The sequence below is a fragment of the Kribbella sindirgiensis genome (assembly GCF_004331435.1).
Taxonomy (GTDB): domain Bacteria; phylum Actinomycetota; class Actinomycetes; order Propionibacteriales; family Kribbellaceae; genus Kribbella; species Kribbella sindirgiensis.
This window is the reverse complement of sequence record NZ_SJKA01000009.1, coordinates 256,501-282,189: the sequence shown is the minus strand read 5'-3', so window position 1 is coordinate 282,189 and position 25,689 is coordinate 256,501. Positions and strand designations below refer to the sequence as shown.

At 68.0% G+C, this 25,689-nt stretch carries 25 protein-coding genes, 1 pseudogene and 1 riboswitch; of the genes and pseudogenes, 11 read left to right on the top strand and 15 right to left on the bottom strand.

The genetic code is table 11. The features are described 5' to 3' along the window. Positions 1 to 147: 147 nt before the first annotated feature. The 3 genes from E0H50_RS26260 to E0H50_RS26250 form a co-directional block, all read right to left on the bottom strand. A complete protein-coding gene (locus E0H50_RS26260; RefSeq protein WP_131293144.1) occupies positions 148 to 669 on the bottom strand; it encodes a hypothetical protein in 522 nt (173 codons plus the stop codon). A 96-nt stretch (positions 670 to 765) separates the two neighbouring features. Next, positions 766 to 2,058 carry a hypothetical protein gene (locus E0H50_RS26255; RefSeq protein WP_131293142.1) on the bottom strand — a complete coding sequence of 431 codons (1,293 nt, stop codon included), beginning with the start codon at positions 2,056 to 2,058 and terminating at the stop codon, positions 766 to 768. A 144-nt stretch (positions 2,059 to 2,202) separates the two neighbouring features. Beyond that, positions 2,203 to 2,976 (bottom strand): hypothetical protein, encoded by a 774-nt coding sequence (locus E0H50_RS26250; protein WP_131293140.1) that lies wholly within the window; start codon positions 2,974 to 2,976, stop codon positions 2,203 to 2,205. A 325-nt stretch (positions 2,977 to 3,301) separates the two neighbouring features. On the opposite strand from E0H50_RS26250, the gene E0H50_RS26245 reads away from it, so the two are divergent. Continuing rightward, positions 3,302 to 4,432 (top strand): XRE family transcriptional regulator, encoded by a 1,131-nt coding sequence (locus E0H50_RS26245; RefSeq protein ID WP_131293138.1) that lies wholly within the window; start codon positions 3,302 to 3,304, stop codon positions 4,430 to 4,432. Next, positions 4,429 to 5,625, top strand: a complete 1,197-nt coding sequence (locus tag E0H50_RS26240) for a hypothetical protein (RefSeq protein WP_131293136.1) — start codon at positions 4,429 to 4,431, stop codon at positions 5,623 to 5,625. The genes E0H50_RS26245 and E0H50_RS26240 overlap by 4 nt, the downstream gene beginning before the upstream one ends. Here E0H50_RS26240 and E0H50_RS26235 read toward each other — a convergent pair. From E0H50_RS26235 to E0H50_RS26215, 4 genes and pseudogenes are all read right to left on the bottom strand, one after another. Further along, the gene (locus E0H50_RS26235; RefSeq protein ID WP_165547305.1) at positions 5,575 to 6,048 is read right to left on the bottom strand and encodes a GNAT family N-acetyltransferase; all 474 of its coding nucleotides are present in this window, start codon (positions 6,046 to 6,048) and stop codon (positions 5,575 to 5,577) included. The genes E0H50_RS26240 and E0H50_RS26235 overlap by 51 nt on opposite strands. 107 nt (positions 6,049 to 6,155) lie before the next feature. Continuing rightward, on the bottom strand, positions 6,156 to 7,205 hold the full coding sequence (locus E0H50_RS26230) for a serine hydrolase domain-containing protein (RefSeq protein ID WP_131293133.1): 1,050 nt from the start codon (positions 7,203 to 7,205) through the stop codon (positions 6,156 to 6,158). 79 nt (positions 7,206 to 7,284) lie between these two features. Beyond that, positions 7,285 to 7,895 (bottom strand): annotated as a pseudogene (locus tag E0H50_RS43920) (tyrosine-protein phosphatase). Positions 7,896 to 7,935: 40 nt separating this feature from the next. Further along, positions 7,936 to 9,360: an MFS transporter gene (locus tag E0H50_RS26215; RefSeq protein WP_131293129.1), complete on the bottom strand. Its 1,425-nt coding sequence runs from the start codon at positions 9,358 to 9,360 to the stop codon at positions 7,936 to 7,938. A 95-nt stretch (positions 9,361 to 9,455) separates the two neighbouring features. Between E0H50_RS26215 and E0H50_RS26210 the strand changes: the two genes are divergently transcribed. Together E0H50_RS26210 and E0H50_RS26205 are read left to right on the top strand one after the other, a co-directional pair. Next, positions 9,456 to 10,121: a TetR/AcrR family transcriptional regulator gene (locus tag E0H50_RS26210; protein WP_131293128.1), complete on the top strand. Its 666-nt coding sequence runs from the start codon at positions 9,456 to 9,458 to the stop codon at positions 10,119 to 10,121. An 88-nt stretch (positions 10,122 to 10,209) separates the two neighbouring features. After that, positions 10,210 to 10,395 (top strand): YegP family protein, encoded by a 186-nt coding sequence (locus E0H50_RS26205; RefSeq protein WP_130387097.1) that lies wholly within the window; start codon positions 10,210 to 10,212, stop codon positions 10,393 to 10,395. Positions 10,396 to 10,493: 98 nt separating this feature from the next. Here the strand turns inward: E0H50_RS26205 and E0H50_RS26200 are convergent, their stop codons facing one another. Next, positions 10,494 to 10,856 (bottom strand): YciI family protein, encoded by a 363-nt coding sequence (locus E0H50_RS26200; protein ID WP_131293127.1) that lies wholly within the window; start codon positions 10,854 to 10,856, stop codon positions 10,494 to 10,496. A gap of 101 nt (positions 10,857 to 10,957) precedes the next feature. On the opposite strand from E0H50_RS26200, the gene E0H50_RS26195 reads away from it, so the two are divergent. Beyond that, entirely contained in the window at positions 10,958 to 11,914 is a 957-nt protein-coding gene (locus E0H50_RS26195) for a pyridoxal-phosphate dependent enzyme (protein WP_131293126.1), read from the top strand. 295 nt (positions 11,915 to 12,209) lie between these two features. Beyond that, a riboswitch (cyclic di-AMP (ydaO/yuaA leader) is annotated at positions 12,210 to 12,377 on the top strand. Next, entirely contained in the window at positions 12,377 to 13,237 is an 861-nt protein-coding gene (locus tag E0H50_RS26190) for a C40 family peptidase (protein WP_131293125.1), read from the top strand. Its footprint overlaps the riboswitch before it by 1 nt. Before the next feature lie 146 nt (positions 13,238 to 13,383). On the opposite strand, the gene E0H50_RS26185 is transcribed toward E0H50_RS26190, so the two are convergent. After that, positions 13,384 to 14,040 carry a response regulator gene (locus E0H50_RS26185; RefSeq protein WP_131293124.1) on the bottom strand — a complete coding sequence of 219 codons (657 nt, stop codon included), beginning with the start codon at positions 14,038 to 14,040 and terminating at the stop codon, positions 13,384 to 13,386. Then, the gene (locus E0H50_RS26180) at positions 14,037 to 15,269 is read right to left on the bottom strand and encodes a sensor histidine kinase (RefSeq protein WP_131293122.1); all 1,233 of its coding nucleotides are present in this window, start codon (positions 15,267 to 15,269) and stop codon (positions 14,037 to 14,039) included. The genes E0H50_RS26185 and E0H50_RS26180 overlap by 4 nt, the downstream gene beginning before the upstream one ends. A gap of 142 nt (positions 15,270 to 15,411) precedes the next feature. Between E0H50_RS26180 and E0H50_RS26175 the strand changes: the two genes are divergently transcribed. The 3 genes from E0H50_RS26175 (at position 15,412) to E0H50_RS26165 (ending at position 17,518) form a co-directional block, all read left to right on the top strand. Then, complete coding sequence (locus E0H50_RS26175) at positions 15,412 to 16,296, top strand: ABC transporter ATP-binding protein (protein WP_131293120.1); 885 nt, start codon at positions 15,412 to 15,414, stop codon at positions 16,294 to 16,296. 25 nt (positions 16,297 to 16,321) lie between these two features. After that, positions 16,322 to 17,128, top strand: coding sequence for an ABC transporter permease (locus E0H50_RS26170; RefSeq protein WP_131293118.1), 807 nt, complete (start codon positions 16,322 to 16,324; stop codon positions 17,126 to 17,128). Between the two features lie 204 nt (positions 17,129 to 17,332). Further along, positions 17,333 to 17,518 carry a DUF3073 domain-containing protein gene (locus tag E0H50_RS26165; RefSeq protein ID WP_131293116.1) on the top strand — a complete coding sequence of 62 codons (186 nt, stop codon included), beginning with the start codon at positions 17,333 to 17,335 and terminating at the stop codon, positions 17,516 to 17,518. 168 nt (positions 17,519 to 17,686) lie between these two features. Here E0H50_RS26165 and purM read toward each other — a convergent pair whose 3' ends face one another. Both purM and purF read right to left on the bottom strand, forming a co-directional pair. Further along, complete coding sequence (gene purM, locus E0H50_RS26160) at positions 17,687 to 18,757, bottom strand: phosphoribosylformylglycinamidine cyclo-ligase (protein WP_131293114.1); 1,071 nt, start codon at positions 18,755 to 18,757, stop codon at positions 17,687 to 17,689. A 16-nt stretch (positions 18,758 to 18,773) separates the two neighbouring features. After that, a complete protein-coding gene (gene purF, locus E0H50_RS26155; protein WP_131293112.1) occupies positions 18,774 to 20,336 on the bottom strand; it encodes an amidophosphoribosyltransferase in 1,563 nt (520 codons plus the stop codon). Between the two features lie 266 nt (positions 20,337 to 20,602). Here purF and E0H50_RS26150 point away from each other — a divergent pair, with 266 nt between their 5' ends. Both E0H50_RS26150 and E0H50_RS26145 read left to right on the top strand, forming a co-directional pair. Then, a complete protein-coding gene (locus E0H50_RS26150) occupies positions 20,603 to 21,586 on the top strand; it encodes a helix-turn-helix transcriptional regulator (RefSeq protein ID WP_238151215.1) in 984 nt (327 codons plus the stop codon). Positions 21,587 to 21,592: 6 nt separating this feature from the next. After that, complete coding sequence (locus tag E0H50_RS26145) at positions 21,593 to 22,579, top strand: LuxR C-terminal-related transcriptional regulator (RefSeq protein WP_131293110.1); 987 nt, start codon at positions 21,593 to 21,595, stop codon at positions 22,577 to 22,579. Between the two features lie 308 nt (positions 22,580 to 22,887). Here the strand turns inward: E0H50_RS26145 and E0H50_RS26140 are convergent, their stop codons facing one another. The 3 genes from E0H50_RS26140 to E0H50_RS26130 are packed head-to-tail and all read right to left on the bottom strand — an operon-like array spanning position 22,888 to position 25,678. Then, entirely contained in the window at positions 22,888 to 24,258 is a 1,371-nt protein-coding gene (locus E0H50_RS26140; protein ID WP_131293108.1) for an NAD(P)(+) transhydrogenase (Re/Si-specific) subunit beta, read from the bottom strand. Then, positions 24,255 to 24,560 carry an NAD(P) transhydrogenase subunit alpha part 2 gene (locus E0H50_RS26135; protein ID WP_131293106.1) on the bottom strand — a complete coding sequence of 102 codons (306 nt, stop codon included), beginning with the start codon at positions 24,558 to 24,560 and terminating at the stop codon, positions 24,255 to 24,257. Before E0H50_RS26135 ends, E0H50_RS26140 begins: the two co-directional genes overlap by 4 nt. After that, a complete protein-coding gene (locus E0H50_RS26130) occupies positions 24,557 to 25,678 on the bottom strand; it encodes an NAD(P) transhydrogenase subunit alpha (RefSeq protein WP_131293104.1) in 1,122 nt (373 codons plus the stop codon). The genes E0H50_RS26135 and E0H50_RS26130 overlap by 4 nt, the downstream gene beginning before the upstream one ends. Between the last annotated feature and the right edge of the window lie 11 nt (positions 25,679 to 25,689).

Sequence of the window (25,689 nt, the reverse complement as noted above, 5' to 3'; positions counted from 1 at the left end):
GTTGGCGCCACCTCGTCCCCACAGGCCGACAGGGTCAGAGCGGCGAGCACGACAGCGGGAACCAAGTACGAGTGCCTCATAGCTGTAAGACGCACCGAGCGTCACGATTCGTCATGCACTCAGAATGCGCTCACTGTCCAGGTGAGGCTAGGGACGGAGTGGACCCACTAGTAGGCGGATTACTAGCGCAGCTAGGAGCAGAGCTACCAGGCCGGTCAGGGCTGTTAGGGAGAGGATGCAGGCGGCGGTTCTGACGATCGTCAGGGGACGGGTGGTCTTGGTGAAGCCGTCAGAGAGGATGGCGACTGCGGCAAGGGTGGTGAAGGCTGCGGCGGCTGTGGCCAGGACGATGTAGTGGTGGCCGCCTAGAGTCGCGGTGGCGGTGAACTTGGAGGCGTGGTCCAGCCACTCGCCCAGCGTGTACATCCAGATCACCGTGGCCAGGTCGGCGGCCATCAGGAACCACAGAACGATCGCGGCGCGTACGTCGGCGCGTCTGCGGACCACTGCGCGGTCTGAGGTGCGTGAGAGCACTGCCGGCACCAGATAGCGCCGGGTACTACGGGTCCGGCCGCGGGTGGGGCCGCGGCCGGCGCGGGGTGTGGTGCGGGTACGGCGGTTGTTGCCGGGGCGGGTGCGGCGGCTGGTGGCTCGAGAGACGACGGTCATGGCTCGCTCCTCGGGAGGTCGATCGGTCGCACGTTCCATTACGCGATGACCTGCGCACACAGGGCGAACATCGATGCCGCGACGGCACCACCTGGGTCAGTGGGGGTCGTACGCGGCGGCCAACTCGGCTACCAAGGGACCTCCGGCCGCAGCCGTGGTGCTGAACCACGGGTGGTTGCTGCCGCCGTTGACGAGGTCAGCGATGTCTTCGCGAGCAGGACCGCCGTGGAAGAGCGGTCCGGTGCTGGGAGCGAGTGCGTCGAGCAAGCGCACGAGCCGGCGGTTGCGGGCCCTCAGACTGCGCGAGAGCCGCGACTCTGCCGCCGTACGTCGCCACTCGCTCAGGACGAGCTGTGCGCGCCGCTGCCGCAGCAGGTCGGTGTCGGAAGCGGCCGGCTCCGCACTGTCGGCGTCGAAGACGTCCGCGCGCAGGTCATCCACCGACGCCCCGCGAAGCGGCACAACCTCAGTGAACACAGGCTTTCCAGCACCGCTCGTCTGGAGCGTCAACAGTGCCGGCACCTGAGCCTCACCGGAACGACGGTCGACGAGGCGCACCATCAGCCGATCGGCGACAACAGGCGACGGCAGCGGCGCGAAAGCGGGCACGACGACGCGTACCGCCGTACCTGTTGGGACCAGTTGTACGTCGCTACCGACGACACGAGCACGCACTCGTCGCGGGTCAACTCCAGAGCTCGCCAGCGCCGGGAGTGCCCCTACAACCGACGCCGCCGACTTCAAAGGCGCCAGAGACACGCGCTCCCAGGCCGTCTGTACCGCGGCCAGCGCCGCGTCCGGCCCGTCGACCTCACGAGCCAGCGACGCATACCCCGCGGCCAGCCGGGACAACCCCGAAGAGAGTGCCTTAGGCAACGATGCGCCGGCGATCCCGTTCAGGTACGTGCTGACCTCACCGGCCGACCGGCGAGCGAGCACAACGGCACGATCGACGAAGGTACGCCGGAGCGCCCCCGAGCGCAGGGATGTCGCGGCACGGGCGCGAACGATCGCGCGTTCCGCATCCAGCAGCCCCTGGTTCAACGGCAGCTGCAACCACCAGTCCAACGCGTCGACGACCGCGAGCCGCCGCCAGACCGTGGCCGGCGCGACCTCGAGCGGTACGCCGGCCTTCGCATCACCCGACGCGAGCAGCCCGGTCACCTCCCGTACCGCGGCCGGCCCGAGCAGCGCCTCGAGCAGATCCCGGTCCGCCGAGGCCCAGCGCCGTACGTCGACCGCATGCCAGCGCGACGGGTCGGCGAGATCGATCTCGACGGCGACCCCGGGCGCCAGCTCCACCGCCCGCACCAGGTCGGCCGGCGTCGATCTCGTCAGCCGTACGTCGGGGCGCCCGACGATTCCCGGGGCAGTCCGGAGGGTCAACATCAGGTCGAACCCCCTTCACGCGCGGCCGGCCGGCGCTCGCCATCGTTGTCGAAGTCAACGATCTCGAACTGCGCACCATCGGATGGAGACGATCTCCAAAGGTTATGACCCAAGTTCCGCCTGGTAAAGGGCACGTAAAGGCGATCAGCCCGCCTGGGCCAGCGTCCAGGCCATCCGCGCACCGGCACGGGCCGGGCAGCTCGCCGGCGCCGGTGAATCGGTCCAGGGCGGCTCCGGCCGCTCCGCCAGTTCCAGTAGGGCCAACCGGCGCAGACCGTGGTACCCGCCGGCTCGGCCCCAAACCGTCTTCGTCATCGTGCCCGCCCGCGGCAACGGCAACTGCCGCAGGTCGGTCGCGCTGCGCAGGAACCCCTCGCGGCGCCGGTCGCGCAGCTCACTGAGCTGCTGCCCGACGAGCGGCCGGGCCTCGTCGGTCGCCAGCTCGGTGAGGCTGGTGCCGAGATCGAGCTCCAGCCAGGACAGGTACTCGACGAAGGCGAGCACCAGGATGTGCCGGTCCTGAGGCATCCCACTCGGCCGGTCGGCAGCGAGGGTCCGCAGGTTGCTGAGTTCGCTCTGTTCCCGCCAGATCAGCCGGATCGTCCGGAAAGCAGGACCGGCATGTTCCGGCGGAAGCGCCAGCCGTACGACGTCGGATTTCACCATCGGAACGCCCGGCTGGTGGCGAGCAATACCGGCCGCGGCGACACCCAGCGTCTCCCAGGCCCGCCCGTGCTCACCGGCCGCGCGGAACGCCATCGCCCGCGCCACGGTCCGCAGATTCGTCCCGAGATACGCGTCCACGACCCGGCCCGCACCGAGCACCCGCAGGGCGGCTCGCCAGTTCCCCGACTCCAATGCGCCGATCGCCTCGAGATCGCCTGCCGCGATCGTCGGTGTGGCTGATGATCTGCGCATCGGGCACCTGCTCAGGTTGGTACGAACACCCCGTCCGGATCCTCGGGATCTCCTTATCTCCGCGCGTCGCGTGGTTTCAGTTGGCTTCAGGTCGACTTCAGTATTACGGTAGATCCACGGTGTAACTGCGGTCAATCGTCAGTTTGTCAGGAGCAATGGCGATCCAAGCCGTATAAGAGAGCCCTCCTTCGTAGGACAGCAGGTCGGCCGGGTGACCCCCGGCGGAGCGCGGTACAGCAGGGCTCGGTGAAGTCGGGTAGAGCGGGGTGTAGGATCAGCCGATCCGCCGCACCCGCAAGTTGGTCGACCATTTACGGGAGTGAGAGTGGCCCCTTCTCCAGAGGCCGTACGACTCGCCAGGCGACTCCGGGATCTTCGTGAGACCGAGCGACTGACCCAGAAGGACCTGTCGCACGCCCTCAGCACCGGCGACGCCCGCGTCGCGGTGGCGACCATCAGCTCGTGGGAATCGCAAACCAACCCCAAACTCCCACCGGAAGAGCGACTGCGCTCGTACGCACTGCTCTTCGCGATGTCCGACATACCGGACCGGCTGCCACGCGAGGGCGATCTGACCGGAGCCGAGCGCGAGCGCTTCGACGGCCTGCACCGTGAGTTGGTCAGGCTGCGGGACGACATCCGTCAACAGCAGACCGGCTCGCCGGCGTCCAGCAGCTCGTACACCTTCGATTTCGAATCCGGGCGAATCACTCTCATCTGTCCGGAAGTCCCGGAAGGGGGACGCTCTCCGCTCGCGGACGAGAAGAACCCGAACCACACCAAGCTCTACAAGTACGCCGACCTCGACGCGTTGATCGAGATGTGGGGTCACGTCCGCGCCTCCAACCCGGAGCTTCGCGTGCGGCACCGGCTCCCGACGGAGGTGAGCGCGGACCACCTGTCCGGCCATCTGATCCTGATCGGCGGTATCGCCTGGAACCGGGTCACCAGCCGGCTGTTGCGGGTTCTCGACAACTTGCCGATCCGGCAGATGTCGGTGCCGGATCTTGCCGACGGCGAGATCTTCCGCTCCCGCGACGGTCAGGAGTACCGGCCAGTCTGGGAGGAGAGCAAAGAACCCGTCTCCGAGGACGAGGCTCCGTCGCAGGAAGAGCTGGAGGCTGAACAGGCCCAGGACGCATGGCGCGACGAAACCCCTCGGGAGCTCGTCGAGGACGTCGCGCTGTTCGCACGACTGCCCAATCCCTTCAATCACAGCCGCACCATCACGATCTGCAACGGTGTCTACAGCCGGGGCGTGCTCGGCGCGGTTCGGATGCTGACCGACGACGCCGTCCGCGAGCGCAACGAGGCCTACCTGGCCAACAGGTTCCCAGGTGGTGTCTTCGGCCTGTTGATGCGGGTTCCGGTGATCAACGGCGAAGCCGTCACGCCGGATCTCGAAATCTCGGAGAACCGTCTCTTCGAATGGTCTCCCGAGGAGGATGGCGAATGAGCCGTCAGATCAGGCACGGTCAGTCGCACGCGGGACTGCTCCGTGACGGCTCCGCTCCAGTAGCAGCCTCTGCGAACACCCGCCTGGACGCGATCGTGGTCCCGGCCGCGCGCCCGGCCTTCGCACTGCAAGAGGTCATCAGCCTGTCCGCTGCGTTGTCCGTGCCGCTCGTCATTCTGTGCAGCCGGCAGGCGCAGGTCGAGCAGGTCGCGCGCCGCGTGGAGAAGACCTTGGGTGCGCAGGCGCTGGTCGTCGAGGTGCCCACGAACTACCGGCCTCCGTGTGACGCGCCGCTGACGTCGGGCGAGGACTTCCAGGCGGCTTCGGCCAATCGATCCAGTGATCTCAGCGCGAAGCGCAACATCGGTCTGCTGCTCGGCCGGATGTGCGGATGGAACAAGATCCTGTTCGTCGACGACGACATCAGGGGGTTCAGCCCGCGCGACGTTCGGCGTCTGGCCGGCTACCTCGACCGGCACCCGGTGGCGTCGATGGTCAGCCGGTACTTCCCCGACAACTCGGTGGTCTGCCACGCGCGGCGGCTCGCAGGCTTCAGGCAGGACGTGTTCGTCAGCGGCGCAACTCTCGGGGTGAACCTGCAGCACCCGGATCTGTCGTTCTTCGCCGATGTCTACAACGAGGACTGGTTCTTCTTCGCCCGGCATGCCGCGGAGCGGTCGTTGATGAAGATCGGCGAGGTCAGCCAACTGGAGTACCGGCCGTTCGCGGATCCGCAACGCGCGGCCCGGGAAGAGTTCGGCGACCTGCTCGCCGAGGGGCTGTACGCGGCCTTCGACCGCCGGTCAGGACTGTGCTTCGAGGAGCAATTGGCCATCGCGACTCGGGCGAGCTACTGGCAGCACTTCAAGGGCATCCGGCTCAAGACGATCGCCGAAACGATCGAAGCCCTTCCGCGCGCCCAGCTCAGCGAGGCGGACTACAGCGGTGCGAACAAGTCGCTGAAGATCGCGCAGGATCGGGCCGACAGCATCTCGCCGGACCTGTGTGCGGACTTCATCGTGAACTGGCAGGAGGACGAGCGTCGGTGGCAGAAGATGCTCGGCCATTTCCCGCAGGTCCGGAGGGACCGGGACGCACTGGCCGAGCTCCAGCTGCCGAGATGGATCTCCTGTGGCTACGGTCTACCCACCGAATCGGAGACGAATTTCGCGACGGCCGGAGCCGTCGGGTAGGAGTTGGCATTCTCCGGTGGCGTAGAAGCCCAGCCGTTCGTAGACGTGGCGGGCGATCGTGTTGGTGTCCAGGACCCAGACGCGCCACTCGGTGACGTCGGGTTCGACCGTTGCCAGGTGGCCGAGGACCGCTCGGAGTACGCCGTTGCGCCGGTATCTCGGGTCTACCCAGACCGACTCGATGTGGCGTTCGTACGGCGGGCGGGCGGCGACGCGGACCGAGCTTGCCAGGCCGATGATCCGGGTCTCGTCCCGGGCTACGGCCCACTGCATGCGGGTGAAACGTTCGCGCCAGCCGTCCTCACCGACGGCCACCTCGTCCTCGTAGTCGGCGATGTACGCCGTCGGCGAGTCCTTCAGGGCCCGGAGACGGACGTCCCGGGCGATCGGCCAGTCGTCGGCACCGAGCATGGCGAGTTCCAAGGTCCCGGACCCCTTCGGGAGATGGCAACAAGGCATCCATACCAGTGTCGCCGTTTCCCTCGATCACCAAACCGCCGAGCGGACAATGTCACATCCGGTGACCGGTTTCAGCGACAGATTGCCTGGTCCACGAAGGCGTCGACGGACTTGTCCGGGTTGTCCGGGAGGTGCGGGGTGACGGCGACGGTGACCTGCCGCCGGGCGTCCTCCGTGGAGAACGAGTAGGCCTGGTACGCGAGCGCGTCGCCGTCGTTGCCGTACACCCGGATCTTGCACGTGGTGTCGTGCCACGACAGCCCGAGGCCGTACGCCTTGTCCGGCGTACCCGGCGTCTTCATCGCGTCGAGCAGCCGGGCCGGGAGCAGGTGCCCGCCGAGCAGGGCCGCGAAGAAGCGGTTCAGGTCGCGGGTCGTGGAGATCACGTCGCCGCCCGCGCCGAACAGCGTCGGGTTCATCTCGGTGTAGTCGAGTTGCCCGCCGTCCTTCGGGATGTACCCGTGCGCGTGCGGTCCCTTGATGTACGGCGACGTACCGGGAAGCGTCGTACCGTGCAGCTTGAGCGGGCGGATCAGGCGGCGTTCGATCTGCTCGGCGTACGTCCGGCCGGTCGCCTTCTCGATGATCTCGCCGAGGAGCAGGTAATTGGTGTTCGAGTAGTCGTAGCGCGAACCCGGCGTGTCGAACACCGGCGGATGCGCGAGGGCGCGCTCGATCTGCTCCGCGGCGGTCCACGTGCGGTAGCGCAGCGCGTAGAACTCCGGGCTCGGCGGCATCGGCAACGTGTCCTTGAAGTCGTACAAACCGCTGGTGTGGTTGAGCAATTGGCGCACGGTGATGTTCGCGCCGTTCGGCACGACGCCCGGCAACCAGCGTTCCACCGAGTCTTCGAGACCTATCCGCTTCTCGGCGACGAGTTGCAGTACGACGGTGGCGACAAACGTCTTGGTGATACTGCCGATCCGGAACCGCCCGGCCACCGGAACCTTCCGCGAACTGCCGAGTTCCGCAACACCGCTGCTACCCCGCCACACCGCCCGACCGTCCCGCACCTCGGCAACGGCCCCGATCCCCACCACGCCATCGAGCTTCTCCTGCAACGGAGAAGCCACCCCCGGCGTCAACCCGACAACCGCCGCCGTCACCAATGCCACCAGCATCCCGATCTCCTCTTGTCCGTTCCGTTGCCTCAACCCTTCCGGCAGCGGACAGCACAAACATCGGGGATCGCCCCGGGTTTCACCCCGTCAGACGACTGGTCAGCGCCTTCAATTGCTCAGTGGTCACCCCTGAATTCAACAGATACTGCCGCGTCCCGCCGTACCTCTTCCGCACATGGGAAAGCAGACGCAGCATCGTGGCTGCGTCGACGTCGGAGTAGTCGGTGGCGATCAGGTCCTGCGGTACGCCGGCCAGGTCCAGGGTCAAGGCGATGACGACTCCCGTCCGGTCCTTGCCTGCGTGGCAGTTCACCACCACGGCACCGGGCGGTGCATCGGCGATGGCGATCACGGCGGACGCGACGCGAGCGTTGTAGTCGTCGATCAGGATTCGGTACATCTCGAACAGGTCCAGGTCCGACACGTCCGGGTCGCTCGGATCCCAGAGCGGAACGTTCCGCCACCGGGCGTCGTCGGCGTACGGGGACGGCCACGTCTCGCATTCCCAAGCGCTGCGGAGGTCCACGAATCTGCTGATGGCGAGGGATTCGACAGCGGCGCGTCCGGTGGGGTGAGTTGGTCGAGGTTGTCGCTGCGGATCAGGCGGCCCGGCTGAAGTTCGCCGGTTGTGGTCGGGAGGCCGGCCAGGTCTCGGACGTTGCGGCAGTCCGGCCAGATCAGAGGGGGCACGGCAACCACTCTAGATCGGCCGGACGTTGCCGCAGGCAACTTATGCTGCGGCGGTGGCTTCGGTGAGTTGTTCCGCTGTGGGCTGGAGTTGCGGGGTGGCGAAGGTCAGCAGGACGTTGGCTACGGCGAACGCTGCCGCTGCGAGCAGGCCGCGCTCGTACCCGGCCTGGAGAGCCTGGAGCTGGGTCGCGCCGTGGGTGAGTTCGTTGGTGGTGTGGGTGATGGACAGCGTCGTGACGATCGCCAGACCCAGCGCGCCGCCGACCTGGTACATCGCATTGACGACACCCGACGCCGCACCGGCCTCGGCGGGACGGACCTCGGAGACAGCGTTGATCTGACCGGGTACGCCGACGCCGATGATGCCGAATCCGAAGACGATCAGACCGGGAAGCAACTGCGAACTGTAGCTACCGGTGGCATCCGCCTGCGACAGCAACAGCAGCCCGGCCACACTGAGAACCGCACCCGCGAGCTGAACCGTCCGCGTCCCGAACCGCTGGACCAACTGTGATGCGAGGACCGCGCCGACGATCGCCGCGCCGCCCATCGGCAGGAAGTGGATGCCGGCGTCGAGCGCGCTGTCGCCGCGAACCTGCTGCAAGTAGATCGCCGTCAGGAAGAACATCGACAGGAACCCGGCACCGTTCAGCGCGAGCGATGCACCGGACACGCTCAACGCCCGCGACCGGAACAACCGCAACGGGACGAGCGGGGCCGCCGACCGGGTCTCGACCAGGACGAACGCCGCGAGCAGGACGACCCCTGCGGCCAGTACGCCGACGACCTCGAACGATCCCCATCCGGACGGCTCCGACCGCACGACGCCGTACACGACGGCCATCAATCCCGTCGTACCGAGCACCGCTCCGAGCGTGTCGAAGGTACGGCGACCTGTCGCGTGCCGTACGTCGGGCACGAACACCGGGATCAGTGCGACGAGTGCGAGCACGATCGGCACGTTGACGAAGAACACCCACTGCCAGCTCAGCGAGTCGACGAGTACGCCGCCCGCGACGACACCGAGCGTGCCGCCGAGGCCGGCCAGACCGCCCCAGACGCCCATCGCGATGTTGCGTTCCCGTCCGTGCGCGAAGGTCATGGTCAGGATCGCCAGCGCGGCCGGTGACAGCAGCGCGCCGCCGAGGCCCTGGACGGCCCGGGCGCCGATCAGGAACTCGGGCGAGTTCGACAGCCCCGCGACCAGCGAGGTGAGACCGAACAGCAGCAGGCCGGCGGTGAACACCCGGCGCGGCCCGAGCAGGTCGGCCATCCGCCCGCCGAGCAGCAGGAAGCCGCCGAAGAGCAGCGTGTACGCGTTGATCACCCATTGCAGGGAGTCGGCGGAGAAGTTCAGGTCCGCCTGGATGTGGGGCAGCGCGACGTTCACGATCGTCACGTCCAGCACCACGATGAACTGCGCGAGAGCCAGCACCGCCAGGGTGGCCCAGGGACTGCGTCGCATCGCCGTACCTCATTCGGAAGTCTTGGGTCTACGCCGTATGTATACGGTGTAAGCTTACGGAGTAGACACTAGGTGTACGGTGTAGACTTGTCAACGTGATCACCAAAGAGACCTCGCGCCGCCTCGACCCGGAGAAGGTCGTCGACACCGCGCTGACGATCGCCGACGACGAGGGACCGGCCGCGGTCTCGTTCCGGAAGCTGGCCGCGCAGCACGACGTCACGCCGATGGCGCTGTACCGGCACTTCAAGGACAAGGACGATCTGCTCGCGGCGCTGGGCGACCGCTTGCTCGCGAACGTCGTACTCCCGGAGCCGACCGACGAGCCGTGGGACGTGCAGCTGCAGGCGCTGCTGGGCGCGTTCCTCAGCGCTTTGCGCGCGCATCCGCGGCTGGCGGACCTGACGCTGTCCCGGATCCTGGTCACCGAGTCCGGACTCGCGCTGTCCGAGCGGGCGCTGGGACTGCTGATCGAGGGCGGGTTCTCCGCCGACGACGCCGCCGAGGTCGGCCGGCAGTCGATCTGCTCGCTGATCGCGCTGGTCACCACCGACCCGATCGTCCGCGAGGTGAGCGACCCCGAGGCCCGCGAGGCGTCGCTGCGACGCAAGCGCGCCTCGCTCGGCGCCCTCTCCCCCGAGCGCTACCCGCTGATCACGTCCGCGGCGAGCGCGCTGATCTGCCCGTCGTCCCGCGACCGGTACTACGACCTCGGCCTCGAACTCGTCGTCGCCGGCATCCGCGGCGTCGCCAAGTCGTAGGTCCTTGGGGCGTGTGCGGGCGGCGGAGGCGTCCGGAGAGGACTACGCTCCGAAGCGGAGCGATACCACTCTCTATGGAGGTACACCGATGGCGGGGAAGTTCGAGCTGTACAAGGACAAGTCCGGCGAGTTCCGGTTTCGTCTGAAGGCCGGCAACGGCGAGGTGATCGCGACCAGCAGCGAGAGCTACACGACCAAGGCCGCGGCCGAGAACGGCATCGAGTCGATCAAGAAGAACGCCGCCGACGCGAAGGTCGACGACCAGACCGACTGAAACCCCTGCAATCCCCTGTCGACCTGTAGGACCTCGAAAACCTCGTAAAACAAGGAGGGTTTCTCCACGAGTCCGTGGAGAAACCCTCCTTCGTCGTCTCAGAGACCGTCCGCGAACTCGACCCCGCGGACCTCGACACCCAGCCCCTCGATCCCGGCGTCCGGAATCATCGCGGCCAGCTCGCAGGCGCGCTCCCGGGAGGCCACGTCGACCAGGTAGTAGCCGCCGAGGAACTCCTTCGACTCCACGAACGGCCCGTCGGTGACGGCCGGGAGCCCGTCGCGGACCTTGACCACCGCGGACTCCGCCGGCTGCTGCAGCGCGACCGTGCTGTGGAACTCGCCCGACGCCTTGATCGTGTCCATGAACTTCTGATGTCCACTGCCGATCGCCTGCTGCTCCGCCTCGGGCAGTGCGGCGATCACGTCGGGGTTGACGTTCAGGACCAGTAGGTACTTCACGATGACTCCTTCTCGTACGGCGTCCGGTGGTGGGCGCCTCTCATCCATCAGTACGGAGCGGCCCCACGCACTTTGACATCGCCCGCGGATAACGTCGGATCGTGCTGAGTCTCACAGATGTCCAGGCCGCCGCAGAGCGCCTGAAGGGTGTCGCACACCGTACGCCGGTCCTCACCTCGCGGACGCTCGACGAGCGCGTCGGGGCGCAGGTGTTCCTCAAGGCGGAGAACTTCCAGCGGATCGGCGCGTTCAAGTTCCGCGGGGCGTACAACGCGATCAGCCGCCTCGGCCCGGAGCAGCTCGCCGCGGGCGTGGCGGCGTACTCGTCGGGGAATCACGCGCAGGCCGTCGCGCTGGCGGCACGCCTCGCCGGGACCTCGGTGGTGAACCTGATGCCGGAGGACTCGCCTCCGACGAAGCTGGCCGCGACCCGTGGGTACGGCGCTGAGGTGGTGACGTACGACCGGTACACGCAGGACCGGACCGCGCTGGCCCAGGAGCTGGCCACGGAGCGCGGGCGGACGCTGATTCCGCCGTACGACCACGAGGACGTGATGGCCGGGCAGGGGACGGTGGCGCTCGAGCTGATCGAGGAGGTCGGGCACCTGGGCGCGCTGATCGTCCCGGTCGGCGGTGGCGGGCTGATGGCCGGCTGTGCGACCGCGGCGACGATGCTGTCGCCCGGGATCCGGATGATCGGCGTCGAGCCGGCCGCGGGCGACGACCACGCCCGGTCGCTGGCGGCGGGTGAGCGGGTGGAGATCGCCATACCGCGGACGATCGCGGACGGGCAGGCGATCTCGACGCCGGGCGAGCTGACGTTCGCGGTGAACCAGCGGCTGGTGGAGTCGTTCGAGCTGGTCAGTGACGCGGAGATCCTGGAGGCGATGACGTTCGCGTTCGAGCGGCTGAAGATCGTGCTGGAGCCGAGTGGGGCCAGTGCGCTGGCCGCATTGCTGGCCGGACGGATCCACGGGATGCCGGAGCGCGTCGGAGTGGTGCTGTCAGGCGGGAACGTGGGGCTGGAGCGCTTCCTGGAGCTGCTCGGAACTAGCTGAAGACGCAAGGACTTTAGGGTGCCCTGACCACCCTCTGTGCCCGTTGTCACAGAAAGCCACCACCGAATGTGACCGGGGTCACACAGAAGCCCGCATTTGCCGTCCCAGCCCCGCTCAGACGCGCTCAGGACACCTGGTATTCACCACGGCTTACTGACCCGTCAGCGGCCCCCTCAGGGCCATTTGGGAGCGACTTTGTCGATCTGAGGGTTTGCGTCGTGATCGTTCTGTTATACAGTCGTCGGCGGTTCGGTAAACAACACGAACTGCACACGGGTCAACGCCGAGCCCTGCCAGGGCCCATGTGCTCCCCTCGAAAACCATGGCAGGGGTGGGGGACCCAGGAAGTTGGGTCTCGACCGTGAGTGGCCGAGACCCTGGGGTGAAGTCCGCGGGAGCGGACCGGGCTATGAATCCCAGCCCGAACCCGACAGCTAACTTCACAGGCGTCGGGAGACAACCATGCCCGTCACTGCCCGACGGACGTCGCTTCTGCGCGCCGTCAGCCAGACCGCTGAGTCCAGTACGAACCGGCCTACCGGCCGGACTCTGGCGAAGCACCGTAGGTCCACCAGCCGTCCGGGGACTCCCCGGGCTGCCGCCGCCGTCCTGACGGTCGGCCTCGCGGTGGGCGGTGGAGCTGCTCTCACCGTCACCACCACTCCTGCTGCCAACGCGGCGACCACCTCCACCACCGCGACAGCGACGCCGCGTGGGTACTGGAGCGTCGCCAGCAAGCCGCTGCTCCGGTTCCGCGACCGCGGACCGACCGTGAAGTACGTCCAGAAGGCCCTGCACCTGGGTCCGGACGGCTACTTCGGCACCAGCACCGTCCGGGTCCTGAAGAAGTTCCAGACGTCGTGGGGCCTGAAGGCCACCGGCTACATGGACAAGAAGACCTGGGGCCGGCTGACCTGGGCCGCCAAGCACAAGGTGCTCTACGGCAAGTACGGCGCCAGCAGCGGCACCACCACGTTCCGGGCCAAGGTGCTCCGCGAGGCGGCCAAGCTCAAGGGCACGCCGTACCGCTACGGCGGCACGACGACCCGCGGCTTCGACTGCTCCGGCTACACCGGCTACGTGTACAAGAAGGCCGGCAAGAAGCTGCCGCGTACGTCGCGCCAGCAGTACAGCGCGACCAAGCACATCAGCCGCAAGGCCGCCAAGCCGGGTGACCTCGTGTTCTTCCGCAATGGTGGCGGCGGTGTGTACCACGTCGGCATCTACGCCGGTGGCAACATGCTGTGGCACTCCTCGAAGCCGGGCGTTCCGGTGAAGAAGGGCAAGATCTGGACCAGCAGCGTGGCCTTCGGCCGCGTCTGAGTCCTGACCGGCGGCGCCCTTCCCCCCATTGGGCGTCGCCGGTCGTCAGCGTCCTATCCCCCCAGGCACGCTGACTTCGGAACCGGCCCGAACCGTCGCCCCCACCCCTCCGACGGATCGGGCCGGTTTCCTTTTGCCTTCTGTCCTCAGTCGTCGAGCAGACCGGCTTCGTAGGCCAGGATCGCGACCTGGACGCGATTGGTCGCGTCGAGCTTCACCAGGGCGCGGGAGACGTGGGCCTTCACGGTGGCCTCGCTCATGAAGAGCTTTCGGCCGATGTCGGCGTTCTGCAGGCCGCGGCCGACCGCGACCAGCACCTCACGCTCGCGGTCGGTGAGCTTGTTGATCCGCTCCTGAGCGGACCGTTTCCGGTCGGCGCGCGGATCGCCGGCGAAGTGCCCGATCAGCCGGCGCGTCACCGCCGGTGACAGCATCGCGTCCCCGGCCGCGACCACCTTGATCGCCTGCACCAGCTCGCGCGGTGGCGTGTCCTTGAGCAGGAACCCGCTGGCCCCGGCCTGCAACGCCCGGAACACGTAGTCGTCGAGGTCGAACGTCGTCAGGACGACGATCTTCGGCGGATCCGGCAGCGCCTGCACCTCCCGGGTGGCGGCCAGCCCGTCCAGCCGCGGCATCCGGATGTCCATCAGCACGACATCCGGCCGATGCTCCTTCACCATCCGCGCCGCGTCCGCGCCGTCCTCGGCCTCGGCGACGACCTCCAACTCGTCGTCGGACTCGAGGATCATCTTCAGCCCGGCCCGCACCAACGCCTCGTCGTCCACGATCAGCAGCCGAGTCATCGCTCTCCTTCGTCTCCGTGCAACACCGCGTCACCGCGCAACGCCTCGATCTGGTCCGCCACCTGGGTGTCGGAGGACTCGCGGCCGTCCGCCCACGGCAGCCAGGCTTCCACCCGCCAGCCGCCCTCCGTCGTCGGTCCGGTCCAGAGCCGGCCGCCGACCAACTGCACCCGCTCCCGCAGACCGACCAGGCCGGCACCGGCACCAGGCAGCAGTGAACCAGCAGCCACCGGACGAACGTTCGTCACCCTGACCGTCACACCTTCACCCCGTGCGCCATGGACCTGTACGTCGGTCGCGGCGCCGCGCGCGTGTTTGTGCACATTGGTCAGCGACTCCTGCACCAGGCGATAGACGGTCCGCCCGACCGACACCGGTACGTCGTCGGGCAGCGAGACGTCGTACCCCACGGCGACTCCCGCGTCGCGGGAAGCCATGATGAGCCGCTCGAGATCCGAGGCCTTCGGGACAGGGGTCAGGTCCGTCCCGTCGACGCTGACGTCCGACCGCAGTACGCCGAGGACTTCCCGGAGGTCCTCCATCGCCTGCCGTGCGGTCTCGCGGATCAGCCGGGCCGAGCCCTCGACCTTGTCTGGGCCGACGGACGGATTCACCTCGAGACCGCCCGCGTGCAGCGCGATCAGCGAGACCTTGTGGGCGAGGACGTCGTGCATCTCCTGCGCGATCCGGGCGCGCTCGCCCAGCCGGGCCTGCTCGCTGCGCAGTTCGCGTTCGGCCTCGGCACGCTCGGCACGGTCCCGCAACGACGCCATCAGGTCGCGGCGGGCCCCGATATAGGCGCCGATCGCGACGAAGGTCCCGATCAGGAACGGCGCCGTGAACACCGCGACCCAGAACGCGCCGCCGGTGCTCACGGTGTGCACGACGTAGGCGGCGTACGCGGCCACGCTGAGGAAGGCGAGGGCGAGGTCCCGGCGACGGATCGACAACGTCAGCAGGGCGAGTCCCATCGGGACGAAGATGCCCCCGGTCAGCATCGCGACGACGCCGACCGCGGTCACCGTCACCGGGAACCGGCGGCGCCAGAGCAGCGCGACCGAGGCGACGATGCCGGCGCCGAGGACATACCAGTCCTTGGGGCTCCAGCCGCCGCCACCGGACGCGGCCTGCGCGACGATCGTCAGCAGGCTGAAGCCGACGTACAGGATGTCGCGCAGCCGCGGGGCATGCCTGACCCACCAGGCGTACCACCGGCGCAACCGTCGCATTCCGTCACTGTAGTTCGACGGTCGACGCGATCACGTCCCCCTTCCGGGTGGGTTCCGGAGCCGATCTCACGACTTTCGTAGGGGGTGACGGCAGCCGCTCGTCCGATGTGCGACGGGGGTGCCTGACGGTTGACTCGATGTCATGATCACCGTCGAGAACCTGACCAAGCGGTACGGCAGCACCACGGCTGTCCAGGACGTGTCGTTCACCGTGCAGCCCGGCAGCATCACCGGCTTCCTCGGCCCGAACGGCGCCGGCAAGTCCACCACGCTGCGGATGCTCACCGGGCTGACGCCGCCGACCTCCGGCACCGCCACCATCACCGGCAAGCGGTACGCCGACCTGCCGAACCCGGGCCGCGTCGTCGGGGTCATGCTGGACGCCGCCGCGCAGCACCCGGGCCGCACCGGCCGCGAGACGCTGCTGCTGAACGCGAGCCTGCTCGGCGTGCCGAAGACGCGCGCCGACGAGATGCTCGAGGCGGTCGGACTCGGTCACGCCGCGAAGCGCCGCGTCGGTCAGTACTCGCTCGGTATGCGGCAGCGGCTCGGTATCGCCAGTGCGCTGCTCGGCGATCCCGCCGTACTGATCCTCGACGAGCCTGCCAACGGGATGGACCCCGAAGGCATCCGGTGGATGCGCGGGCTGCTGCAGGACTTCGCCTCCCGCGGCGGCACGGTCATCCTGTCCAGCCACCTGCTGGGCGAGGTCCAGGCGACCGTCGACCGGCTGGTCGTGATCGGCGGCGGCCGGATCGTCGCCAACGGCTCGCTGGAGGAGCTGCTGGCCGGATCCGGCACGCTCGTCCGCGGTCTCGACCCGATCGGCCTGAACCAGGCCCTGACCGCCGCCGGCCTGAACCTCGAGCCGCTGCACGACGGCGCGCTGCGCGTCGACGCCACCGCCGAACAGGTCGGGCGGGCTGCCGCCGCGGCCGGTCAGATCCTTCTCGAACTCCGCCAGAGCGACGGCGCCGGCCTGGAGGACCTGTTCTTCCAGCTGACCGCCACGCCTGCCGCCGCCTGACCTACTTCTTCTTCTGGAGACCTTCATGACCACCGTGACCGACGTCGCGCCCGCGACCACCGCCAAGCACCGCAGCGAGGTGGCGACCAGCCTGCCGCCCGCCCGCGGCCAGTCCTTCCTGAAGCTCGTGACCATCGAGCTCCGCAAGTCCGTCAACACCCGCAGCGGCCGGGTCCTGATCGCCGCGATCCTGCTGCTCGCGATCGCCGCGCTGACCTGGCAGATGACTCATCTGCCGAAGGGCGCCGCCGGTGTCGACGGGTTCCTCGGTGCCGCGTCCACCGGCGTGATGCTGCTGCTGCCGGTGATCGGCGTGATGGCGATGACGTCGGAGTGGACCCAGCGGACCGCGCTGACCACCTTCACGCTGTCCCCGCGCCGGGTCCGGGTGCAGCTGGCGAAGTTCGTCTCGGCCGTCGTGCTGAGCGTGGTCGTGATGACCGTGGTCGTCGCGCTGGCGCTCGCGAGCACCGCCCTCGCCGGTGGGATCACCGACCACGCGGCGTCGTACGCCGGGCTCGGCGGGCTGCTCGCCGGGGGCTACCTGACCGTCGCGCTGAACGTCGTGATGGGCGCCGCCTTCGGTGCGGTCATCCCGCAGACCGCGGTCGCGATCCTGGCGTACTTCATCGCGCCGACCGCCTGGTCGCTGGCCGGGCCGGCGCTGTTCAAGGACAACGCGAACTGGCTGGACGTGTTCGGCGCACTCGGCCGGATCGCGGAGCGTGACCTGCACGGGATGGTGCCCGAGACGCTGGTCGCGGTGGGCGTCTGGATCGTTCTTCCGACCGTCCTCGGACTGTGGGCAAGCTCACGTCGCGAGGTCAAGTAACGGGGGCGGAGGCGGCGGGGCGGGCTGGTTTGAGGGGACCGGCCCGCCCCGCCGACGCGGTGATCGGACCTCTGCGGGGTTCGGCCAGGGGGCGGTGCGTGTGTCGATCCGCCGCTCCGGGTATCCTTGAACCACGATTACTGACGACTGATCCGTGGGCGCCACGCAGCGTACCCGGTTGACTTGTGCGAGGGGGTCGACGCTATGGGGCGCGGCCGTGCAAAGGCCAAGCAGACGAAGGTCGCACGCGACCTGAAGTACCGCACCTGGGACACCGACTTGGACCAGCTCAAGCGAGAGCTGTCCGGTGACCAGGGTGGCGACCGTTCTGCAAACGGTGACAACGACGGCGACGGTGACGACGCCGACGACTACCACCCCCGTCGGTAAGCATTAGCCCGGCTGAGCTGCTCAGGTGCCCCTCGCGGGTGGCTGGGCGGTTCACCGTGTGCCGACGTGTTCCATCACATCAGCTCCACCTGTGACGGGACCAGCGATCCAGCCGCCCGAGGCGTCGGACGACTGGACTCCGGAACCGCTCGCAGGTGGTGAGCTGACCTACTTGGCGTAGGTGCCTTCGAGGGCGACCGTGCCGCCAGGCGTCGCGGTGACCTCGCCGCACACCCAGGCGGGGATGTCGCGCGCAGCCAGCTCCTGCACGGCTGCGTCCGCTGCCGACGGGTCCAGTACGGCGACCATGCCGGCGCCCATGTTCAGCGTCTTCTCGAGCTCGGGCAGCGCGACGTCGCCGAGCAGCCCGACGAGTCCGAAGATCGGCGCCGGCGTCCACGTCGAGCGGTCGATCCGCACGGACAGTTCGTCCGGGATCACCCGTGCCAGGTTCGCGGCGAAGCCGCCGCCGGTGATGTGCGACATCGCGTGCAGCGGCTTCTGGTCGCCGTTCAGCGCCTGGATCAGCTCCAGGCAATGCTTGGCGTACACCCGCGTCGGCGTCAGCAGCACCTCACCGAGCGTCGTCCCCAGCTCGGGCACGACCCGGTCCAGCGTCCACTTCGCGCGGTCGAAGAACACGTGCCGCACCAGGCTGTACCCGTTCGAGTGCAGTCCCGACGACGCCATCGCCAGTACGACGTCCCCTGCGCGCACCCGCTCCGCGCCCAGCACCTCGTCCGCCTCGACCACACCGGTCGCCGCACCCGCCACGTCGTACTCGTCCGGCTCCAGCAGCCCCGGGTGCTCCGCGGTCTCGCCGCCGACGAGCGCCGTACCGGCCTCGACACACGCCTCCGCGATGCCCTTCACGATCTGCGCGATCGTCTCCGGCACCACCTTGCCGGTGCAGATGTAGTCGGTCATGAACAACGGCTCCGCGCCGCACACCACCAGGTCGTCGACGACCATCCCGACCAGGTCGAACCCGATCGTGTCGTGCTTGCCCAGCTTCTGCGCGATAGCGACCTTGGTCCCGATCCCGTCCGTCGACGTCGCCAGCAGCGGCCGCCGGTACGACGTCAGCGCGGTCGCGTCGAACAACCCGGCGAAACCGCCCAGCCCGCCGACCACCTCGGGGCGGGTCGCCTTCGCCACCCACTCCTTCATCAGCTCGACGGCCCGGTCACCGGCCTCGATGTCGACGCCGGCAGCGGCGTAACTCGCGCCTTGACTCACGTTTCTGTTCTCCCTACTACGGACGGCTGAGGGCGTCCGCGGCGCCGGCACCGCCGGAGACCGTGGCCAGGCCGTCGACATCGGTGGCCACCGGCAGCTCGAGCAGGTGCTTGCCGAGGTGCTCCGGATCCGGCAGCGCCACCGGGTAGACCCCGTCGAAGCAGGCCCGGCAGAGCCGCTCCTTCGGCACGGTGGTGGCCTCGACCAGGACATCCAGGCTGATGTAACCGAGCGAGTCCGCGCCGAGCGAGCGGCAGATCTCCTCGGTGTTCAGGCCGTTCGCGATCAGTTCGGCGCGGCTGGCGAAGTCGATGCCGTAGAAGCACGGCCACTTCACCGGCGGCGCTGTGATCCGGACGTGGATCTCCTTGGCGCCGGCCTCGCGCAGCATCCGGATCACGGCCCGCTGGGTGTTGCCGCGGACGATCGTGTCGTCGACCACGACCAGGCGTTTGCCCTCGATCACCTCGCGCAGCGGGTTCAGCTTCAGGCGGATGCCCAGCTGGCGGATCGTCTGGCTCGGCTGGATGAACGTGCGGCCGACGTACGCGTTCTTGACCAGGCCCGCCCCGTACGGGATGCCGGACTCTTCGGCGTACCCGATCGCGCCCGGTACGCCGGACTCCGGGGTCGCGATGACCAGGTCCGCCTCGGCGGGGTGCTCGCGCGCCAGCCGCCGGCCGATCTCGACCCGGGTGGAATGGATCCGTTGACCGGAGATCTGGGTGTCCGGGCGGGCCAGGTAGACGAACTCGAACAGACAGCCCTTCGGGTCCGGCTCGGCGAACTTGGTCGACCGGAGACCCTCGGCGTCGATCGCGACGATCTCACCCGGCTCGACCTCGCGGATGAAGCTCGCGCCGACGATGTCCAGGGCGGCGGTCTCGCTCGCGATCACCCAGCCGCGCTCCAGCCGGCCGAGCACCAGCGGGCGGATGCCCTGCGGGTCGCGGGCGCCGTACAGCGTGTTCTCGTCCATGAAGACCAGGCTGAACGCGCCCTTGACCTTCGGGAGGATCTTCGCGGCGGCCTGCTCGATGGTCAGGTCCGGGTACCCGGCGAGCATCGAGGTGAGGATGTCGGTGTCACTCGACGCACCGTGCTTCGCGTTCGCCTTCGCGTGATCGACATCGGCGTCCAGACCGAGATCAAGGTCACCTTCGCCGTTCAGGCTCGCGGCGAGCTCACTGGTGTTGGTCAGGTTCCCGTTGTGACCGAGCGCGATCGACCCGGTCGCGGTGGACCGGAACGTCGGCTGCGCGTTCGCCCAGACACTGGACCCGGTCGTCGAGTACCGGCAGTGGCCGATCGCGATATGCCCGCGGAGCGAAGCCAGAGTGGCCTCGTCGAAGGCCTGGCTGACCAGCCCCATGTCCTTGTAAACGAGAATCTGACTCCCGTTACTGACCGCGATCCCGGCCGACTCCTGCCCGCGGTGCTGCAAGGCATAGAGCCCGAAGTAGGTGAGTTTGGCAACCTCTTCCCCCGGCGCCCAGACCCCGAAGACGCCACAGGCGTCCTGCGGACCCAGATCCTGCGGGTCGAGTTCATGAGTAAGCCGACCATCGCCACGAGCCACACCAGCAGTCTACGGGACGCGCTGAGAGCCAACGACCAGCGTCTACCAGCAGGCCGCGACAGAGCCACAGGCCGGCTCGGACACGTCAGCCGCCGAGGCCGGGATCGCTATAGCAGCTACTAGAAACAGCGTGGCGGCGGCTACACTCAGCAACTTCTTGATCACATTTCGACCTTTCGAAATAATCCAGACCCGACCGTTGTGTCCTCTTTGTCGACGCTGTCTGTATATGGTCGGTTCCGACAAGTTTCTGGAGGAGAAGGATCGTGCTGGAGCCGCTGGGGGTGGACGAAGCCACTTTTGCGGTCTATCACGCCCTTCTCAGCCATCCGGACAGTACGCCCGAGCAGATTGCCGCGCTAGTAGACCGCTCGACGAGCGACGTCCAGGAACTGATGACCAAGCTCCGAAACCTGGAGCTCCTGGTTCCGACCTGGACGAACCCGGAAGGTGAGCACGCGGTCCATCCCCGCGTCGGGCTGACCGGCCTGGCCGAACGGCGCAGGACCGAGCTGAACCAGGCACTCGGCGAACTGAAAGAAGCCGAAGCCTCCGCCGAAGTGATCGCCGAGCAGTACAACGAACTGCTCACGTCGCGAACCAGCGGAGACGTCGAGGTGCTCAAGGGCCGCGCGAACGCATCTCGCCGAATCGAGGAGCTCGCACTGAAGGCCAAGGACACCTTCTGGGGACTGGTGCCGGCGCACTTCGACGAATCGATCCCGCAATCCCTCAAGTCCCCCGACTTCGAGCTGCTCGAGCGCGGCATCAAGCTGCGAACCCTCTATCTCCAGAGCATGACGTCGTCGAGGCCGGCGCTGGAGTACGCCTCGACGATGCACCGGCTCGGCGGCGAGGTGCGGGTCACCCCGACGTTGCCGATGCGGCTCCTGATCTTCGACCAGGAGATCGCGGTCATGCCGATGGACCCGGAGAGCCCGACTGCCGGCGCGGTCATTCACCGGACTCCGGCTGTGGTCTCCGTTGCCCTCGCGCTCTTCGACGCCTACTGGTCCCGCGCGACGGAGATGTTCGACGCCGACGACCGCGACGACGAAACGCCGCTCACTCCGCACGAGGCCGAGGTACTGCGCCTGCTTGCCGGCGGCGCCAAAGATGAGCAGGTGGCCCGCCTCCTCGGCATCTCCCTCCGCACAGCCCGCCGCATCACCGCCAACCTCTCCGAACGCCTAGACGCCGCCAGCCGCTTCGAACTCGGAGTAGCAGCCGCAAAGCGCGGCTGGGTCTGACGGCTCGTGTTCGGTTCGCTCGGACTCACGGACGAGCTACTCGCGGTCTACCGCGCGCTGCTGCAGGATCCGGAGCTGACCCAGAGCGCACGTCACCAGGACCTTGCCGACCGGCTCAACCTGACCTCTGCCGCCGCTGAAAGCGCGCTGGAAACACTTCGCGAATTGGAACTTCTTGTGCCGGGCTGGATCGAAGGCTGGGAATATGCAGTGGATCCAGCCATCGCGTTCGAACGCATGAGTGGTCGCCGACAACAAGAGCTCGACGGCTTGGCCCAAGCTCTCCGCGCCGACCAAGACATGGCCGGGAAGTTCATTGCAGACTACGCAAATTTCGTGGTGCAGAAGTCGACTCGGGACGTCGAAATCCTGGAGGGCCGCGAGCGCGCCAATCAGCGAATGCAGCTGTTTCAGCCGAAAGAATCCATTTGGGGACTGCTCAGCGCAGAGTCGTCAACAGCAATGGACCCGGACAATCATCCTGATCGACCGAATCTTGAGCGCGGCGTCGAGATTCGATATGTCTATCCCGAGACGTTGCTCAGGAAGCCAGGTGGGCGCGATCTCGCACAACTGTTGTTCCAGCTGGGCGGAAAGGTTCGCATTGCACCTTCGACACCTTTCAGACTTGTCATTTTCGATGGCGACGCAGCGGTACTGGGGATCGACCCGGACGACAGCTCCGTGGGGGCTGTCGTGCATCACAGTCAGGCGGTCGTACGGATGGCGCGAGAGTTGTTCCTCAGTTACTGGACGCGGGGCGTGAACCCCTTCGAGGACCAGCAGCGGACCCGAGAGGGCGGCATCAGTAGCCAGGAGTCTGAATTCCTACGGTTCCTCGTCCAGGGGGCTACAGACGAACAGGTGGCTCGAAAGCTTGGGGTTTCGATGCGGACTGTGCGGCGGATGGCGGCTAAGTTGAGTGAGCAGGTGGGGGCTTCGGGGCGGTTTGAGTTGGGGGTTCGGGCGGCGCAGGGGGGGTGGGTGGATTAGCCCCAGTCCCAGGTGCGGGAAAGGGGCTTGGTGCGGCTGGTCAAGGGGTTCTCCTCTGTGGGGCGGGAAGGGCGAGAGGAATGGGTGCGCCGCCCGGCCTCTCGGGACCAGAGTCAAACAGAGCGAACGCGGCGCGGGCAACGGGCGGCACTGGCCGGGGGAGGTCGTTGGCCGGGGGCGGCCACCTGCTTGTGGGGCCGGTTTGCGGAAACTTTCTGCCAGTAGGTGCCAATTAGTTACCGGAAAACAGTGCGGCCGTCGGCGCACCGCTTGAGCGGGCGCCGACGGCCGTTGTATTTGGTGCGGGTCTAGACCGTTTTGAGGGCAGTGAGGAGTTTGGTGAGGGAGTCTCGGGCGTCGCCGAACAGCAGCGTGGTTCGGGGGTCGTAGAGGAGTTCGTTCTCGATTCCTGCGAAGCCGGGGCGCATGGAGCGTTTGAGGAAGATGACGCGCTGGGCCTCGTCGGCGTTCAGGATCGGCATGCCGTAGATGGGGGCGGACGGGGTGTTGCGGGCGGCGGGGTTGACCACGTCGTTGGCGCCGACGACCAGGACGACATCCGTCGTCTTGAAGTCGCCGTTGATGTCGTCCATCTCGCGCAGCTGCTCGTACGGGACCTGGGCCTCGGCGAGCAGCACGTTCATGTGGCCGGGCATGCGGCCGGCGACGGGGTGGATGGCGTAGTCGACCTTGACGCCGCGGCTCTGCAGTTCCTCGACCAGGTCGCGGAGTGTGTGCTGCGCCTGCGCGACGGCGAGACCGTACCCGGGCACGATGATGACCTTGTTCGCGTACCCGAGCAGGATCGCGACGTCCTCCGGTCCGCCGGAGATGACGGGCCGGTCGGACGCCGTACCCGCACCCAGCGTCGATCCGCCGCGCACCGCACCGAACAGGATGTTGAAGACGGACCGTCCCATCGCGTCCGCCATCAGCTTGGTCAGCAACGTACCGGCGGCGCCGACCAGCGTGCCCGCGACCAGGAGCAGCGTGTTGCCGAGGACGTAACCGCCCGCGGCGACGGTCAGACCGGTGAAGGCGTTCAGCAACGAGATCACGATCGGTACGTCGGCACCGCCGACCGGCAGCACCAGCATGACGCCGATCGCGAGACCGATGAGGCAGAGCAGTACACCGACCCACACGCGCGGATCCGACACGAGCCAGACCGCGAGCGCGATACCGCCGAGCAGCGAGGCGACGAACAGCACGGGCAGGCCCGGGAACGTCACCGGACGGGTCGTCATCAGCTCCTGCAGCTTGGCGAACGTCACCACCGAGCCGGAGAAGCTGATCGCGCCGACCAGGATCGTGAACGCCGTGGCGATCGCCGCGACCGTCGCCTCGGAGGGGACGTCGCCGAGCTCGAGCAGGGCGACCAGCGCGGCCGCGCCGCCGCCGACGCCGTTGAACAGGGCAACGAGTTGCGGCATCTGGGTCATCTGCACGCGCCGCGACCCGATCACACCGCCGACGGTGCCGATCGCCAGCGCGATCAGGATCGGCACCAGGTGGTCGGGTTTGTAGGCGGCGAACGTGATGATCACCGCGAGGACCGCTCCGGCGGCGCCGATCAGGTTGCCGGTCCGCGCGCTGCGCGGCGACGACAGTGCCTTCAGCGCGACGATGAAGCAGACCGCGGCGACCAGATAGCCGATCTGGGCCCAGGTGGGGATCACTTGTGCAGCTCCTTCTTGCGAGCCCCCGGACCTTTGAACATCTCCAGCATCCGGTCGGTGACCACGAACCCGCCGACCATGTTGACCGTCGCGAGGACGACGGCCAGCAGCCCGACGATCACCACGATCGCGGAGTCGGCCGCGCCGGTGACGATGATGGCGCCGACCAGGATGACGCCGTGAATGGCGTTCGCCCCGGACATCAGCGGTGTGTGCAGCGTCGAGGAGACCTTGCTGATCACCTCGACGCCGACGAACGCCGCGAGTACGAAGATCGTCAGCAACGCGATGGATTCCGTCATGCCTGGCCCTTCAGAAGCTCTCGGGTGGGCTCGTGGAGTACGGCGCCGTCGTGGGTGACACAGCAGCCGCGGACGATCTCGTCGTCGAAGTCGGGATCGAAGGCGGCGTTGCGGGTCATCAGCCGGATCAGGTTCGCGATGTTCTGGCCGTAGAGCCGGGACGCGGGCCCGGCCATCTGCGACGGTACGTTCGCGCCGCCCCAGACCAGTGCGTCACCGATCGTCAGCTCGGTCCCGGCGACGGATCCTTCGACGTTGCCGCCCTGCTCGGACGCCAGGTCGACCACGACCGAACCGGGCTTCATCTGCTCGACCATCTGCCGGGTCACCAGCATCGGCGCGGTCCGGCCCGGTACGGCGGCCGTGGTGATGAGGGCGTCCGCGGCGGCGACGTACGGCGTGAGCAGTTCACGCTGGAGCTGCGCGCGTTCCGGGGTCATCTCGCGGGCGTACCCGCCGGGGCCGTCGAGGGTGCCGAGTTCGAGCTCGATCGGTACGGCGCCCATCGACGCGATCTCCTCCGCGGCGGCCGTACGGACGTCGTACGCTTTGACTACCGCTCCGAGTCGTTTCGCGGTGGCGATCGCCTGCAGGCCGGCCACGCCCGCGCCGAGGACGAGGACCTGGGCCGGCGGGACGGTACCGGCCGCGGTCATGTTCAACGGGAAGAAGCGCGGCAGCCGTTCGGCGGCGACGATCGCGGCCCGGTACCCGGCGACGAGCGCCTGCGACGACAGGGCGTCCATCGACTGGGCCCGGGAGATCCGCGGGATCAGCTCCATCGCGAACACCGTCAGCTTGGCCCGGGTTGCGGTCCGGACCACGTCTGGCGGGTTCGTCGGCAGGAACGACATCAGCGCCGTACCGGCATGCAACCGTTGCAGGCGCTCGCGTTCGAGCGGCTGCACCGACGCCACGATGGTCGCGGCGTGGTCGGCGCCCCAGGCCACTTCGGCGCCGGCGTCGCGGTACTGGTCGTCGGAGAACAGCGCGCGCTCACCGGCGGCCGGCTCGACCGCGACCTCGTAGCCGAGCTCGATCAGTTTCGCGACTTGTTCCGGCACCAGCGCGACCCGGCGCTCCGCCGGTCTGGTCTCCCGTACGACTGCGATCTTCACTCGCCGAAACC